This is a genomic window from Sneathiella glossodoripedis JCM 23214 (assembly GCF_000616095.1).
In the GTDB taxonomy this organism is placed as follows: Bacteria; Pseudomonadota; Alphaproteobacteria; order Sneathiellales; family Sneathiellaceae; genus Sneathiella; species Sneathiella glossodoripedis.
On sequence record NZ_BAMS01000001.1, the window covers coordinates 1,336,333 to 1,350,793 of the forward strand.

Here is a 14,461-nt window from a genome sequence, read left to right on the forward strand (position 1 = left end):
AGCATAAAGTGTTTGAACAGGAATTGCCACGATCCGCTTTGCAATTTTTAAGAAAATTAACGGGTCTGGCAAGAAGGAGTTTAACTGTGCAATCGAAGCTTAATGAAATATCAAAAGCGACACTCGCGTTAATCCCCCGTGCAGTAAAAACCGCTGCTCTGGTAGGGCAAAATGCTGCGCAGATCGGGATGGAGTATTCCCACCTTTCACCTAATTGCCAGCAAACAAGATTTCCAAACACTCGCCGGTTCTTGCAGTTTACTGAGGATAAAACAAAAACAAGCTGGGATGCGATCATTGTGACTGGCCAGATTGCGCAATTCACCGAAACTTCCCAACTGCTTGCGAAATTCATTAAGGTCCTTGATACGGCCGGAGTACTCATATTTGAATGTCGAAATCCTTATCATTTCAAACAATTGGAGCAAAAGCTGAACCTGTCTTCAAATCCCGACCCGAACTTGATACAGGCAATACTCGCCAAAGCGGAGAATTACTCGAAGAAAATAACCGCAGCTTTCAAGGCTAGCGGATATGAAATTGATCGTCTGGTTCGCGTCAAGGATAACCGTTCACAGGAATGGATTAATTCCTCAGGATTAAGGGAGGCTTTGCCAGATAAAATCTACCAACGGCTAACAAAGGTCTGTAGTTCATTGGCCTTCCTGTTTCGATTGACACCGATCAAACATCCTCAGTTCAGGATACAGGCTAAAATTCTCCAGCCGGTTGGAGGGGTCAATGACGTTCGAGTAAATTTTCCTCTCGCTGCGTTACAAACAATTCCGGGCGTGCAAATTCATATTTCGCAAAACCAGTCAATAAAAGCTGTTAAACAGCAGGGAATTGAGAAGGTATTTTTGTGGCAGCGGCCAGTAATGACCTTTGAACATTCTGTGCCAGTTATTCAACAGCTAAGGGCTGCGGGATATCTGATCATTGTTGAATTTGACGATCACACATCTCCCTGGCCAGCCATAGAAGAGAATAATTATCTTACTTTCGCTGGCGCCCATGCAGTGCAAACCACCAATCAGTCAATGGCAAATTTCATCAGAAACCACAATCCGGAAGTTGGTATTTTCCCAAATCAGCTACACCACTTTCCAAGCAGAGATTTGACCGTACCAGCAGAGGCCGCAGGGATATTTTTTGGAGCACTGAACAGGAAGGAAGATTATAAGACGTTACTCCCTTGTATAAATGGTGCGCTTAACGAGCTTAAAGAACGGTTTCATTTCCATGTCGTCGGAGATGAGTATTTCTTTGAAAATCTGAGAACAGATCACAAAAGTTTTCATCCCAGAGGGAGCTATCAGGAATATCTCAATGTCCTTATTAAGGCAGATATTGCTCTTATGCCTTTGGCTGATACTGAATTCAATAGGTTGAAATCTGATTTGAAAATGGTTGAAGCCGCTGGCTGCGGTGCCGTACCTATTGCAAGTGCTGTGGTTTATGAACAAACAGACCTGCAAAGAGATTTTAGCGAAATTTGTTCTGAAGATAACGAATTTGTATCAGCGCTTATAAAATTGGTTAATAATCCGGATATCAGATTGGAAAAGCAGAAAAAGGGGAGGGAGTATGTCCAAAGTAACCGCATGCTTAGTGACCACTGCCAATCCAGGTATCAATGGCTAAGCAATCTAATCACCCGGCGCAATGAGTTGGATCAGGCTTTGGCCAGCCGTCTGCAAAAGATATTGCCAAATGACTGCATCAATCGATAACTTCATCCTGCAGTAGGTGTCGTCCTTCAGGATCTTCAATTTCCAAAACCCATAGATCACTATCAAATTTTATCTGCTTTTCGATGTAGCTGTCTGCAAGCTCCTCAGACACCCACTCTGGACCCGTTCCTTTGAGCCATTGTCTTTTGCCCGTTTGAAAATCAGTGGTTGGCGTTAATACCATACAATTATCATTTAACCGGTTAATTTTTATCAATACTATTCCGGCGGTGTTGTCTCCTCGGCGGACAACAAAGGCGGGGATATTCATAAAATTACAGGTACGTAAATGGGCCTTGACCCAGATTTCTGCTTTTAATCTGGTTGTCATGGTCGGTGTTATTGCTCCTGTTGCAGTTCATTTCCGAATTCCATGAGGATCGTATCTCGGATGCGTAAAAATCTGTTTCGTTGGTGAAGTTTGCCCTGCGTTTCACATATGCCGGCGTCGCATTCAAGTTTACGGATTACGTCAGCGCCATATTTTTCCATATAATACCTGGCCATGAATAGGCTATCTGTGTGCATCAACTCGGATCCTGCATATTTTTCACCTGATCGTGCCGAAAACAGCCAATCGGGTGGTCATTTACCATGCCGACAGCCTGCATAAAAGCATAGACGATTGTCGGTCCAACAAATTTAAATCCACGCGATTTAAGATCTTTTGAAATTTGTTTGCTAATTTCTGTTTCCGCCGGTACCTGCTCGAGAGATTTCCAATTGTTCTGTATGGGGTGGCCTCCTAGATAATTCCATAAAAATTGAGAGAAACCACTTTCTTTGTTTTCAATCTCCAGATACAAGCGGGCGTTTATAACGGTTCCCTCAATTTTAGCCCTGTTTCGGACAATCCCTTTGTCATTCATAAGGGCATCAATTTTATCAGGTCCGTATTCTGCAATAACTTCTGGCTCAAATCCGTCAAATGCAGCGATGAAATTCTCTCTTTTCTTGAGGATTGTGATCCAGGAAAGACCTGCTTGAAATCCGTCCAGAATCAATTTTTCGAAAAGGGCTCGACTATCATAAATGGGAACCCCCCATTCAGTATCATGATAGTTTTGATACTGTGTGTCATGCCCGCACCAAGCGCATCTTGTTTTTCCATCCTCCCCGATAATCAACCCGTTAGACATAAAAATTTCCGTTCCTATTTTGTTCTGGGTAGGCTAGCGGGATGCTGTGAGAGTTGCAAGAAAGATTCTCAGTCTACAGTTTCGGGAAGTGTTACGTATTCGGGTTTGAACAGTTGAATACCTGAGGGTTCAAGATCGGTAGATGCGATGCCCAGCTCTTTCCATTCAGCCAAACGGGTTAAGGCCAGTCCGTGCGGTTTCGCAAAAGACGTAACGGTAGCAATTTCTTTGCCGTTGAGCGTAATCGAGCTGCCAGGATTTATCTCTCCGTCAAAAGTGAAGGCAAACAATTTCTTTTTGATTTTGGCGCGGAATTTAGTTCTCGCCGTTAGCTCCTGTCCAACGTAACACCCCTTGGAAAAGCTGACGCCATTCAATTCTTCAAAATTGACTTCCAGAAGGAAATTTTTTTCAGGTAGGATATCAATACCGCCTTCAGGGACCCCTAAAGCCATGCGCCAATGGACATATTCATCCAGAGAAGGCAGTCTCAGCTTTTATCGGAGGGGTCTGGTTGCTTGCGCAAATTGATCGAGCGCCTAACCCGAAAAGTCTTGGATCCCGATAGGTAACAGAAGTTTCAGTGGTTTTTGCCTCCCCGTTGGATTGGGGGAGTTTATCACTCACTCCATCAAATAGGGCGAAAACAGAATACTCAGCACTAATGTCTTCTATCGATACATTTGCGCGTAGCTTGTACATAGTCAGTCGACGTAGCAGGTCAGGCATTCTGTCGCTCAGGCAGTCCAGAATGACAGCGTCATTCCATTTCACGACAAAAAAATCATGCAGAAATTTACCTTGTGGTGTAAGCAGCGCCGAATAAATGACCTTGTTTGATGACAGATCTTCTAAATCGTTGCTAACAAGGTTTTGTAAAAAATCCTGTGTATCGGCACCGGTAAGCTTTAACAGAGAACGGTTCGTCAGTTGCGCTGATTTCATTTGGTTGCTTCTGAAACGGAAAAATAAAAAAGACTAACTTGGTCGAGTATCCTAACAGGTATGTTTAGTCTTTCAAGTGGTCAAGTCTTGGCAAGACGCTAAATGAAGTCTAGAAAGACCCCATCTAACAAGGAGCCAAAATATGCAAGCAGACCTTATTGTTCGAAACGGCACGGTTGTCTCTCACAGGGGTATTGATACGTTTGATATTGCTATCAAAGATGAAAAAATAGTGGCTCTTGGGTCTCTATCAAATATTGCGGCGGCTGAAGAAATTGATGCAACGGGTCTGCATGTATTGCCGGGTGTAATTGACAGCCAGGTTCATTTTCGTGAGCCGGGGCTTGAACATAAAGAAGATCTGGCTACAGGTACCGCCGCGGCAGCACTCGGAGGTGTTACAGCTATCTTCGAAATGCCAAATACGAATCCACTTACCTTGACCGCCGCCGACATGGCCGACAAGGTGCGTCGAGGACGTGAAAAAGCATGGACCGATTTCGCATTTTTCATTGGTGCCGCCGCGGAAAACGTTGATCAGCTACCGATGCTGGAACGTCAGGAAGGGGTTAGCGGAGTGAAGCTCTTTATGGGTTCCTCGACTGGCAGCCTGCTTGTTGACAATGATGAAGATATTCGGCGGGTGTTAAAGTCCGGTTTCCGTCGGGTAGCCATTCACGCTGAAGATGAACCTCGTTTGTTGGAACGGCGGCATCTGGCGGTAGATAGTGTCCATAATCATCCAGTGTGGCGTGACGAAGTTGTCGCATATAAAGCGACAGAGCGTGTTCTGAAAATCGCCAGAGAGACTGGAAGGCGGATCCATGTGCTGCATATCACGACCAAAGATGAAATGGCTCTTCTCGCACAGTACAAGGATATTGCGACCGTTGAGACGACCCCTCAGCATTTAACGCTTTCCGCTCCGGAATGTTACGATGAACTGGGGTCTTATGCGCAGATGAACCCTCCCATTCGGACGGAAGATCATCGTCTCGGAATATGGCAAGGTGTACGAGATGGGGTTGTCGATGTAATCGGGTCTGATCACGCGCCACACACGAAAGAGGAAAAAGCAAATCCGTATCCGGCCAGTCCATCCGGAATGCCGGGTGTGCAAACGTTGCTTCCATTACTCTTAGATCATCACAGCAAAGGGGCGTTGTCACTAACCCATCTTATGGATCTGACATCAGCTGGACCTGCACGTATCTACAATGTGGCGGGCAAAGGTCGAATTGCACTCGGTTTTGATGGTGATTTGACGCTCGTCGATCTGGGGCGCAGGCAGGAAATTACAAGTGATTGGTTAGCGTCAAAATGTGGTTGGTCTCCCTTTGAAGGGAAAGTCGTACAAGGATGGCCCGTTGGTACTATAATTCGGGGCCGACAGGTTATGCGCGATGGTGAACTGATTGGCACATCGGCCGGACAACCTGTCAAGTTTCAGGAGTGCTTTAAGTAACGTTAAAGGTTGGGGAATGTCTCAGACATTCCCTTTTGCAACAAAATACGGATTGTCGTGTCCGTCCTTGCCATAGCCGAGGGGTGTTCCGTCAAGTGTTTCAACGCGGCCACCTGCAGCTTCCAAAATAGCTTGCCCGGCACCAATGTCCCATTCCATTGTGCGTCCTAGACGAGGGTATAAATCAGCTTTGCCTTCAGCAACCAGGCATAGCTTTAAGGATGAGCCCGCGGAGATCAGGTCCGCGACATCAAATTTTGAAATATAATCGTCTGTTTCAGGTGTTCTGTGAGAGCGGCTGGCGACAACCGTCAAGCCACTTTCAGGGGCTTCACGAACTGATATCCTGATTTTATTGCCACCTTGTTCAACCTTATAGGCCTGTCCCTTTGAATAGGCAAAATAGGTTTCATCCTTCGCAGGAACATGAATAACACCCATTGTAGGTCTGTTATTTTCCACTAAAGCAATATTGACTGTAAATTCACCACGTTTGTGAATGAACTCTTTTGTTCCATCAAGGGGATCAACCAGCCAGAAAGTACCGCCTGACAGATCAGGGATCCTGCCTGCATCTACGCTTTCTTCAGCCAATACTGGAATGTCCGGTGTGAGTTCCTTAAGTCGGTCAAGAATTACTTTTTCAGCAGCAACATCTGCCGCAGTTACTGGTGAGTCATCACCTTTCGAGTTGACGTCGAAATCCTGATTGTAGATTTCAAGTATAACCTTACCTGCGTCAATCGCGGTTAGCGTAATCTGTTCGCACAGGGCTTCTCTGTTCTCAATCATGCTGCATCCTTGTGGACTGTATAATTTGTCGCAACAATACCCAAATTGCTGAACCTGTCACCCATTTAATTCCGTCTCTTTACAAGTGGAATATGTGAGAGGATAGTGAAGAGATGAAAGATTTTACCGTCACTCCAAATACTCAAGACACAAGACTTTTTGAGAATATTCAGGGCATTGACCAGCATGGACGTCCTGTTGACACACCGGTGATTGAGGAGAAACCGCTCACGCTTTATCTAAATTCCAGGGAGATCGTTACGATGATGACAATCTGCGATTATCCGGAGTATCTAGCGATCGGGTATCTGTTAAACCAGAACATGCTATCTGCATCGGACGAGGTCAGCTCGGTTGAATATGATGAAGATTTGGGTGTTGTGGTGGTCCGGACGCCAAATGCCACTGATTTCGAAGATAAGCTTCGAAAAAAAATCCAGACTTCGGGATGTGCTCAAGGTACAGTATTTGGCGATGTGATGGAAAAGTTCGAAAAGATAATTCTGGATCGCGAGGCAGTGTTGCGAACCTCATGGATTTATGAACTCTCCCGTAAGATAAACCAGCAACCTTCTTTGTATCTGAAAGTCGGCGCGATACACGGATGCGTTCTATGTGAGGAGGATCGACCGCTCATTTACATGGAGGATGTCGGCCGTCACAACGCAATCGACAAGATTGCGGGCTATATGCATGCCCACAATGTCTCGCCTAAGGGCAAAATATTTTATACGACTGGCCGGCTGACGTCTGAGATGGTCATTAAAACTGTACAGATGGAAATTCCCGTACTGATTTCGCGGAGTGGTTTCACGGCATGGGGGGTGCAACTCGCCCGTGATGCGAACCTGACCCTGATTGGCAGGGCGAAGGGGAAGCGTTTCTTATGTCTGGCGGGAGAGGAAAGACTTGAATTTGACGCGGATCTTTCAACTATTCGCGACGAAGATGCAAAATATCAGCGAAAAGGCAGTCATGAGTAATCACGCAAAACCACCTTGTGTTATTTTAGCAGGCGGTCTGTCACGTCGAATGGGGGGCGAGCACAAGTTTCTAAAGCCTCTTGGCCGAAAGTCCCTCTTGGAGCACGTGATTGATGCGGTGAAACCGCAGGTGAGTGATATTCTCATCAATAGCAATACGAATATTGACGAAACTCGATATCCTGTAAGAGCGGATAGTTTTGCTGGCAACTTAGGGCCGCTATGCGGAATATTAACAGGCTTGGAATATTTTTCTGAAATTGGGACAGAAGCTACTCACATGCTATGTGTCCCGTCAGATGCCCCATTTATACCACTGGATCTAGTTGATCGCCTGAGCGATGTACTTAGTGGCAGTAGCTATTCGATTGCGATGGCTTATTCAAATCATCGAATTCACCCGGTGGTTTCACTTTGGCCTTTTTCATTGCTTGATGATCTGAGAAATGCGCTTGAACAAGAAGATTTGAGGAAGATCCTAGTGTTTGCGGAACGCTACAGTTTGCGCAGCGCAGAATGGGAGGCAGGCGATCTGGACCCGTTTTTTAACATTAATAGGCCAGAGGATCTGGTCGCGGCGGATGCTTTGCAAAGGTCGGAGAAAAAATAAAAGAACGCTGATAAAATAAATACAATTCAATTAAAGATTGATATTTGTTCGCGTATTTAGTATAATCTAATTTATCAGCTATGTTTGGGGGGCGTCATGGCGAAGAATATCATCATATGCTTTGACGGAACCCGTAATGATCCCGAAGATGCCGATCAGGAAATTTTGGATGAAGGTGGCGTTGAAGATGACGGCATTAGCAACGTCCTGAAATTGTATTTTCTGCTTGGTGGCCGTATTGAAAATCTGAATCAGATTAAATCAGATGCGGATGATCCCCTTTTGCAAAGTGCCTTTGACGGCCAGCCCGTTTTCTATTTTCAGGGTGTGGGTACCTATGGCGGGCCAGTCGGTAAATTACTCAACGCGGCACTCGCGCCAAGGCTTCTTGATGTAAGTAAAATAATTCGCAGTGGTATTGAGGTTCTGCGGAACCATTATGCGGCTGGGGATAAAATATTTGTTTTTGGGTTTAGTCGCGGTGCAGCCATAGCGCGGCGGTTTTCCAAAGTGATCACGGATTCGGAACATGATCTGGAATTGGATGAAAAACCAGTTCATTTTTTAGGTGTCTTTGACACGGTGGCTTCATTTGGTCTTCCAAATCTCAAAGACAGTGAGCTTCCCGAAAAGACAGTTATTTTTAAAGACAAAAACAGAGTCGCTGACAATGTGAGGGAAGCGCTGCATCTGGTTTCACTGGATGATCGGCGAAACGCTTTTCGTCCAACTTTGATGGCAGATGAGGCTCGTGTGACGGAAATCTGGTTTCCCGGCGTGCATTCAGATGTCGGTGGCGGTTATTATTATGATGGGCTTTCCAATATTGCCTTGAAACATATGATTGATGAGGTGAAGAGCCGATTTGCTGAAATACAGTTCAGAACGCCGCAGGAAGTAGCAAATGCGGAGTTTAGCGAGCGGGAATTCGGATTGGATTTTAACGATATCAAAATTCATCCTGATCATCTGGCGACTATCCATTGGCACACGCGACTTGGTGATATTTTTCTCAGCGATCGGGACCCGCGTATCTGCGCAAGTAAGAATAACGCAGCAGTAAATCCTGTTCCGCTGGTTCACGAATCTGTATTTGATCGAATTGCCGATGATCGAAGTTATCGCACCGCGGCGCTATTTGATGGTATCGTGCATCGCTCTATCGACGGGACCTTTCTATCTCTTCTGAGCAAGAGTTTAATGTAGAAGACTATCAACAGAACTGGCCAAGAGATCTTTGCACGTTGGATATAGGGGCGGCTATTACTGTTCAGTCGCATGCAACCCAAAAGCATTGTCCAACGCGTATTTCAGTTGTCGCGGGACAGAAATACAAATTTCAGGTTCAGGATACTGTTCAATGGGTGGATAAGACCATCAAATGTGGTGCAAGCGGTTGGAAAGCTGCGGATGTCATCAGCTTTTTCAAGCGCCCGTTTTTTGCAATGAAAGAAGGAGACAGGAGACATCCAGAGGCCAACTGGTTTGAGCTACTTGGAAATATAGACAGGAATGATGCAACAATTTTTAGAGTTTGTGATTGTATAGACGAGCCGTTTATGGTTTCGCAGAGCGGGGAGTTGTTTTTGTTCCCCAACGATTTAGCCGACTATTACGACAATAATAGAGGTTTTTTGGAGGTGACGGTCACGCGCATTGCCTAAGATTTAACGAATACCGGTTTCAAATTCTTCGGAAGAAAAACCAAGTTCAGCTAGTCCTTCTTCCAGATAATCACCAAGCTGAGACATATTCACCAGATAATCAGCAATATGCTCTGGATCCAGATTTTCCGTCTCCTCCAACGCGTCGGTCCATTCATCAGCAGAAAAAGTTCCGCGGCCAACCCACGCCAGAGCAACAAGATGTTGGCGTTCTTCAATATTGAATTTGTTGATGACGCGTTTCAGTTCTTCGAAACGACCATCACTCGCAGAATTGTATTCCAGATCCTCATCAATATCAGGAAGCTCAGAAAAATCATCACCACCTTCTTCCAGACTGGCATTCAGTGCCAGGGAATTTATGATCACATCACAGACTTTTTCGACCGCTATTTCCAACATCTGATAATTCCTGAACCGATTTTAAATTTAATTCAGAAAAATCTAAAATAAAAGGTTAAAGAAATACTAAATATGATCCCAATCAGTTATTTTATCCCGAGCAGTTCATTTTTGCGCGCGGCAACCCGTTCGGTGAGGAATTGGCTGACCGCTTTTATCCGAGCCAGATCGTGAATTTCCTCAGGGGTATTCAGCCAGTATTCCCGGTCAACACGAATGTCTTCAGGCAGTATTTGCACAAGCTCTTCATACTGATCGGCGACAAAACAATGCATAATGTTGAGACCGGCCCCGGCCAAAGCAGCCTGAAACTGAAACACAATGCTGGAACTTTTCAAGGTCACGTTGGGGTTACTGACAAACTCGCTTAGATAAAGCATTTGCGGGTCGGGGACGAGTTCATCGATGTAGGAGACAAAATTATGGTCTTTCAAATCTGCAACGGAATGAATGGGTGGATGCTTGTCGATATAACTGCGGCTGGCATAGAGGCGCAGGGTATAGTCCGTTAGTTTTTTTGAAACTAGCCGGCCGGAACGAGGACGCTCCAACGTAATGGAAAGGTCCGCTTCTCTTTTGGAAAGGCTTACAAAGCGATCGTTGGCAACAAATTCAAGCTCAATTTCCGGATGTAGCTCCTGAAATAACGGCATGTCTCGAGATAAAAACTGACTACCGAACCCTTCGGGTACCCCCAAGCGCACGACCCCGGTAAGGTTTCTGTTTTCTCCGCCAATCATATCTTGCATCGTCGCAGAGGCACTCTCCATGACTTCGGCTTGTGTCAGCAGGCGTTCTCCAGCTTGGGTCAATACATAGCCCCGAGTGGTGTTTTCAAACAATTTTGCATCCAGATTTTTCTCAAGAGTAGAAATCCGGCGGCTTACCGTTGTGTGGTCAACTTTTAGCGCTTTTGCTACTTCCGTTAGCCGACCTTTACGGCTAAGCTCAAGAAAAAAGCGGATATCGTTCCAATCAAACATTCTCTGTAATTTCTGTGTATTTTTGCACAATGTATCTGCAATCTTACCTGATTACTTTGCATTTATACCCATGTAAAGTGTCTGGCATCAAATGACTATATTGGGAGAGACACAAATGACGACCCAGATTAAGCACTTTATTGGTGGTAAACACGTAGAAGGTAAATCAGGGCGCTTCAGTCCTGTTTTCAACCCAAGCACAGGTGAGCAGACAAAAGACTGCCCATTGGCGACAGAAGCTGAAGTGGGTGACGCAATTGCCAACTCCCTTGCAGCATTCCCTGAATGGGCAAACACATCGCCAATTACACGTGCCCGTGTCATGTTCAAGTTCAAGCAACTTGTTGAAGAAAATATCGAAGAACTGGCTGCGCTATTGTCGAGCGAACATGGCAAGGTTCATTCCGATGCCAAGGGTTCCATTATCCGTGGCCTGGAAGTCGTAGAGTTCGCCTGTGGCATTCCACATCTTCTTAAAGGTGAATTTTCAGACAATGTGTCATCCGGCATTGACATGTACAGCATGCGCAAGCCCTTGGGTGTGGTTGCTGGTATTACGCCTTTCAATTTCCCAGCCATGGTTCCAATGTGGATGTTTGCGGTTGCCATTGCATGCGGCAATACCTTTGTCCTGAAACCTTCTGAAAAAGATCCATCCTACCGGTTCGTCTGGGTGAGTTGATGCTTGAGGCTGGTGCCCCTGCAGGTGTACTGAATGTGGTCCATGGTGACAAAGTGGCCGTGGATACATTGCTTGATGATGAGCGCGTTAAAGCCATTAGTTTTGTCGGCTCCACCCCAATTGCAAAATACGTTTACGCTCGTGCTGCAGCAGCAGGTAAACGTGTCCAGGCCATGGGCGGCGCTAAAAACCATATGGTAATTATGCCAGATGCAGATATGGATAAGGCTGCAGATGCGTTGATCGGTGCCGGTTATGGCTCAGCTGGTGAGCGCTGCATGGCTATTTCTGTTGCAGTCGCCGTAGGGGACGCTGGCGATAAGTTGGTGGAACGTTTGGCGCCACGTGTTCAGGAGTTGAAAGTTGGTCCATCTGCTGATGATGGAGACATGGGACCACTGGTAACCAAAGAGCATTTGGAGAAGGTGAAGGGATATGTCGATCTTGGTGTGAAAGAAGGTGCGGACCTTGTTGTAGATGGTCGTAATTTCTCGCTTCAGGGTTACGAGGATGGCTTCTATATGGGAGGTTGCCTGTTTGACAACGTGAAAACAGACATGCGCATCTACAAAGAAGAAATTTTTGGCCCCGTACTTTCTGTAGTTCGGGCACCAGATTTCAACGAAGCCATCGAAATGGTTGATAAGCATGAATTTGGTAATGGTACGTCTATCTTCACTCGTAATGGTGATGTCGCTCGTGCTTTCTCAAACAATGTTGAAGTTGGTATGGTTGGTGTGAACGTTCCGATCCCTGTGCCGCTTGCATTCCACAGCTTCGGTGGCTGGAAAGCATCTGCATTTGGTGACCATAACCAACATGGCCCAGAAGGCGTTCGCTTCTACACTAAAGTTAAAACAGTGACTTCACGTTGGCCTGACTCAATTAAGGCAGGTGCTGAATTTGTGATGCCAACACATAAATAAAATAAGGAAAAGCGTCTTCAAGTTGTTGAGGACGCTTTTTTACAGGAGGAAGAAATGGCAAAAATCGGATTTATCGGTGTTGGGAATATGGGTGGGCCAATGGCGCTCAACCTTCTTAAAGCCGGACATAATGTAAAGGTTTTTGATCTGTCCGAAGCTGCTGTCAAGATCTGTGTGGACGCTGGCGGTGAGGCTGCAAAAAGTGCCAGCGATGCTGCCAAGGGCGTTAATATCGTTGTTAGCATGCTTCCTAAAGGTGATCACGTTCGTGGTGTTTATCTGGGGGACGAGGGCGCGATAGCTGCTGCTGATGAAGGTACGCTTTTCATTGACTGTTCGACAATTGATGTAGATACAGCGCGCGAAGTTGCGGCTGCCGCAGCTAGCAAGGGTATGATGATGGTTGATGCCCCAGTTAGTGGCGGCGTTGGCGGTGCAGCCGCAGGTACACTGACCTTTATGGTTGGCGGTCCAGCAGGTGCATTTGAAGCGGCAAAACCAATACTGGAAGTCATGGGACAAAACATTGTTCATACCGGCGGGTCAGGCAACGGTCAGGCTGCCAAAATATGCAATAACATGATTTTGGGCATTTCCATGATAGCGGTGTCTGAGGCATTCGTATTGGGTGAAAAGCTTGGATTGGATCATCAGACTTTGTTTGATATTGCGTCTACTGCGTCAGGTCAGTGCTGGTCATTGACAACTTATTGTCCAGTACCTGGTCCGGTTCCAACGTCACCGGCCAATAATGATTACAAACCGGGTTTCACAGGGCAGAATATGCTTAAAGACCTGAACCTTGCGCAGGAAGCTGCGAATAGCATCAATGCTGATACCGCGCTTGGTAAGGCTGCGAAGGAGCTATATGAAAAATATGCTTCAGGAGACGGTGCGCAGATGGATTTCTCTGGCATCATAAATATGATTAGAAACAGTTAATCAACACAGGCCATGATGAAAATCATGGCCTTTTTTTGAGGTGAGCTGAATGGTGAAACATATTTCTTCCGGATCAATATTCGAAGAACAGATCGGTTATTCCCGGGCTGTTGTAGATGATCATTATGTGCATGTGGCCGGTACGACCGGATATGATTATTCTACCATGCAATTAGCGAAATCTGCTTATGATCAGGCTGTACAATGTTTGAAGAATATTGAACACGCTTTGCAGGAAGCGGGCTCGTCGCTCGATAAGGTGGTGCGAGCAACGTATATCCTGCCTGATGGCAAGGATTTTGAGTCTTGCTGGCCTGCGCTTAAAGCTGCCTTTGCGAAGGCAAAACCCGCAGCAACAATGATTCAGGTGCAATTGATGAACCCAGAAATGAAAATCGAAATTGAGGTAACTGCACTTAAGTAGTTAGCTGTTTAACCAGCGCAGGAATTTCTTGCAGAGAAGTAAGCTCATAAAAACGTTCGTGAGATTGAGGTTTTTCAGCTGCTTCCAATGCCCATTCGACTTCGGATGGTATATAGACACCTGTCGCGCCAGCGTTGATGGCAGGTGTGACATCTGATTTGAGTGAATTACCCACCATCATGCTGCGTGATGGTCCGTCGCCAAACTGGTCAAAAATTCGCCTATATGTGTGCTCTGTTTTTTCTGACACAATTTCAATTGCATCAAAATAATCTCCCAGCCCAGACTGCGCGAGTTTACGCTCCTGATCGAACAGGTCACCCTTTGTAATCAGAACGATGCGATAATCTTCGGAAAGTGATGCCAGAACATCCTGCGCACCCTCGAAAGGTTCAGCAGGGTGATCATGCATTGCCCGGCCTGCATTCAGGATTTCCTGTATTTCAAATGCTGGAATGCTGCCGCCGGTTATCTTGATGGCGGTTTCCACCATGGATAAGGTGAAGCCTTTGATCCCGTAGCCGTAATATGAAAGGTTTTTTCGTTCTGTTTCAAGAAGATGGTCGTATAGCTCGTCTTTATCACAATAGGGAGAGAGCAGGGACCTGAAGCGTTCTTCTGTTAGTTTGAAGATTTTCTCGTTTTCCCAGAGCGTGTCATCTGCATCAAAGGCAATTGTGGAAAGGGGCATGTGTTGCACTCCGGCTTTTTGATGCGGTTATTCATATATTGCATGGCTGACCGTCGCAAATTTTATTTGCGTGCCGATGA

The 14,461-nt window shown here is 45.9% G+C and carries 17 protein-coding genes and 1 pseudogene; 9 read left to right on the top strand and 9 right to left on the bottom strand.

The window, feature by feature from the left end; genetic code table 11:
- Positions 1-86 precede the first annotated feature (86 nt).
- A complete protein-coding gene (locus JCM23214_RS06695) occupies positions 87-1,733 on the top strand; it encodes a glycosyltransferase family protein (RefSeq protein WP_148301783.1) in 1,647 nt (548 codons plus the stop codon).
- On the opposite strand, the gene JCM23214_RS06700 is transcribed toward JCM23214_RS06695, so the two are convergent.
- The 5 genes from JCM23214_RS06700 to JCM23214_RS22235 all read right to left on the bottom strand — a co-directional run bounded on the left by JCM23214_RS06700 (position 1,723) and on the right by JCM23214_RS22235 (position 3,817).
- A complete protein-coding gene (locus JCM23214_RS06700; protein ID WP_025898282.1) occupies positions 1,723-2,064 on the bottom strand; it encodes a DUF1491 family protein in 342 nt (113 codons plus the stop codon). The genes JCM23214_RS06695 and JCM23214_RS06700 overlap by 11 nt on opposite strands.
- An 8-nt stretch (positions 2,065-2,072) precedes the next feature.
- Complete coding sequence (locus JCM23214_RS06705) at positions 2,073-2,240, bottom strand: hypothetical protein (RefSeq protein WP_159104311.1); 168 nt, start codon at positions 2,238-2,240, stop codon at positions 2,073-2,075.
- Between the two features lie 20 nt (positions 2,241-2,260).
- Positions 2,261-2,872 (bottom strand): DNA-3-methyladenine glycosylase I, encoded by a 612-nt coding sequence (locus JCM23214_RS06710; RefSeq protein WP_025898284.1) that lies wholly within the window; start codon positions 2,870-2,872, stop codon positions 2,261-2,263.
- Between the two features lie 68 nt (positions 2,873-2,940).
- Positions 2,941-3,327 (bottom strand): CAF17-like 4Fe-4S cluster assembly/insertion protein YgfZ, encoded by a 387-nt coding sequence (gene ygfZ, locus JCM23214_RS22230; RefSeq protein ID WP_051548054.1) that lies wholly within the window; start codon positions 3,325-3,327, stop codon positions 2,941-2,943.
- Positions 3,328-3,343: 16 nt separating this feature from the next.
- Entirely contained in the window at positions 3,344-3,817 is a 474-nt protein-coding gene (locus JCM23214_RS22235) for a YgfZ/GcvT domain-containing protein (RefSeq protein WP_051548055.1), read from the bottom strand.
- A 142-nt stretch (positions 3,818-3,959) separates the two neighbouring features.
- Between JCM23214_RS22235 and JCM23214_RS06720 the strand changes: the two genes are divergently transcribed.
- Entirely contained in the window at positions 3,960-5,282 is a 1,323-nt protein-coding gene (locus JCM23214_RS06720; protein WP_025898285.1) for a dihydroorotase, read from the top strand.
- A 21-nt stretch (positions 5,283-5,303) separates the two neighbouring features.
- On the opposite strand, the gene cysQ is transcribed toward JCM23214_RS06720, so the two are convergent.
- Positions 5,304-6,074, bottom strand: a complete 771-nt coding sequence (gene cysQ / locus JCM23214_RS06725) for a 3'(2'),5'-bisphosphate nucleotidase CysQ (protein WP_025898286.1) — start codon at positions 6,072-6,074, stop codon at positions 5,304-5,306.
- Between the two features lie 113 nt (positions 6,075-6,187).
- Between cysQ and JCM23214_RS06730 the strand changes: the two genes are divergently transcribed.
- From JCM23214_RS06730 to JCM23214_RS06745, 4 genes are all read left to right on the top strand, one after another.
- A complete protein-coding gene (locus JCM23214_RS06730; protein WP_025898287.1) occupies positions 6,188-7,057 on the top strand; it encodes a formate dehydrogenase accessory sulfurtransferase FdhD in 870 nt (289 codons plus the stop codon).
- Positions 7,050-7,667, top strand: coding sequence for a molybdenum cofactor guanylyltransferase MobA (mobA, locus tag JCM23214_RS06735; RefSeq protein WP_025898288.1), 618 nt, complete (start codon positions 7,050-7,052; stop codon positions 7,665-7,667). Before JCM23214_RS06730 ends, mobA begins: the two co-directional genes overlap by 8 nt.
- Positions 7,668-7,763: 96 nt before the next feature.
- Positions 7,764-8,873 carry a phospholipase effector Tle1 domain-containing protein gene (locus JCM23214_RS06740; RefSeq protein WP_025898289.1) on the top strand — a complete coding sequence of 370 codons (1,110 nt, stop codon included), beginning with the start codon at positions 7,764-7,766 and terminating at the stop codon, positions 8,871-8,873.
- A 38-nt stretch (positions 8,874-8,911) separates the two neighbouring features.
- Entirely contained in the window at positions 8,912-9,331 is a 420-nt protein-coding gene (locus JCM23214_RS06745; protein WP_025898290.1) for a hypothetical protein, read from the top strand.
- A gap of 3 nt (positions 9,332-9,334) precedes the next feature.
- Here JCM23214_RS06745 and JCM23214_RS06750 read toward each other — a convergent pair whose 3' ends face one another.
- Together JCM23214_RS06750 and JCM23214_RS06755 are read right to left on the bottom strand one after the other, a co-directional pair.
- The gene (locus JCM23214_RS06750) at positions 9,335-9,733 is read right to left on the bottom strand and encodes a DUF3775 domain-containing protein (RefSeq protein ID WP_025898291.1); all 399 of its coding nucleotides are present in this window, start codon (positions 9,731-9,733) and stop codon (positions 9,335-9,337) included.
- A gap of 86 nt (positions 9,734-9,819) precedes the next feature.
- On the bottom strand, positions 9,820-10,716 hold the full coding sequence (locus tag JCM23214_RS06755) for a LysR family transcriptional regulator (RefSeq protein ID WP_025898292.1): 897 nt from the start codon (positions 10,714-10,716) through the stop codon (positions 9,820-9,822).
- Positions 10,717-10,831: 115 nt separating this feature from the next.
- On the opposite strand from JCM23214_RS06755, the pseudogene JCM23214_RS26550 reads away from it, so the two are divergent.
- The 3 genes and pseudogenes from JCM23214_RS26550 (at position 10,832) to JCM23214_RS06770 (ending at position 13,690) form a co-directional block, all read left to right on the top strand.
- A pseudogene (locus tag JCM23214_RS26550) lies at positions 10,832-12,324 on the top strand (CoA-acylating methylmalonate-semialdehyde dehydrogenase).
- A 54-nt stretch (positions 12,325-12,378) separates the two neighbouring features.
- Positions 12,379-13,266: a 3-hydroxyisobutyrate dehydrogenase gene (mmsB, locus tag JCM23214_RS06765; RefSeq protein WP_025898293.1), complete on the top strand. Its 888-nt coding sequence runs from the start codon at positions 12,379-12,381 to the stop codon at positions 13,264-13,266.
- A gap of 49 nt (positions 13,267-13,315) precedes the next feature.
- A complete protein-coding gene (locus tag JCM23214_RS06770) occupies positions 13,316-13,690 on the top strand; it encodes a RidA family protein (protein ID WP_025898294.1) in 375 nt (124 codons plus the stop codon).
- Here the strand turns inward: JCM23214_RS06770 and JCM23214_RS06775 are convergent.
- A complete protein-coding gene (locus JCM23214_RS06775) occupies positions 13,683-14,381 on the bottom strand; it encodes an HAD family hydrolase (RefSeq protein ID WP_037492629.1) in 699 nt (232 codons plus the stop codon). The two genes, JCM23214_RS06770 and JCM23214_RS06775, sit on opposite strands and share 8 nt — an antisense overlap.
- Positions 14,382-14,461: the final 80 nt, after the last annotated feature.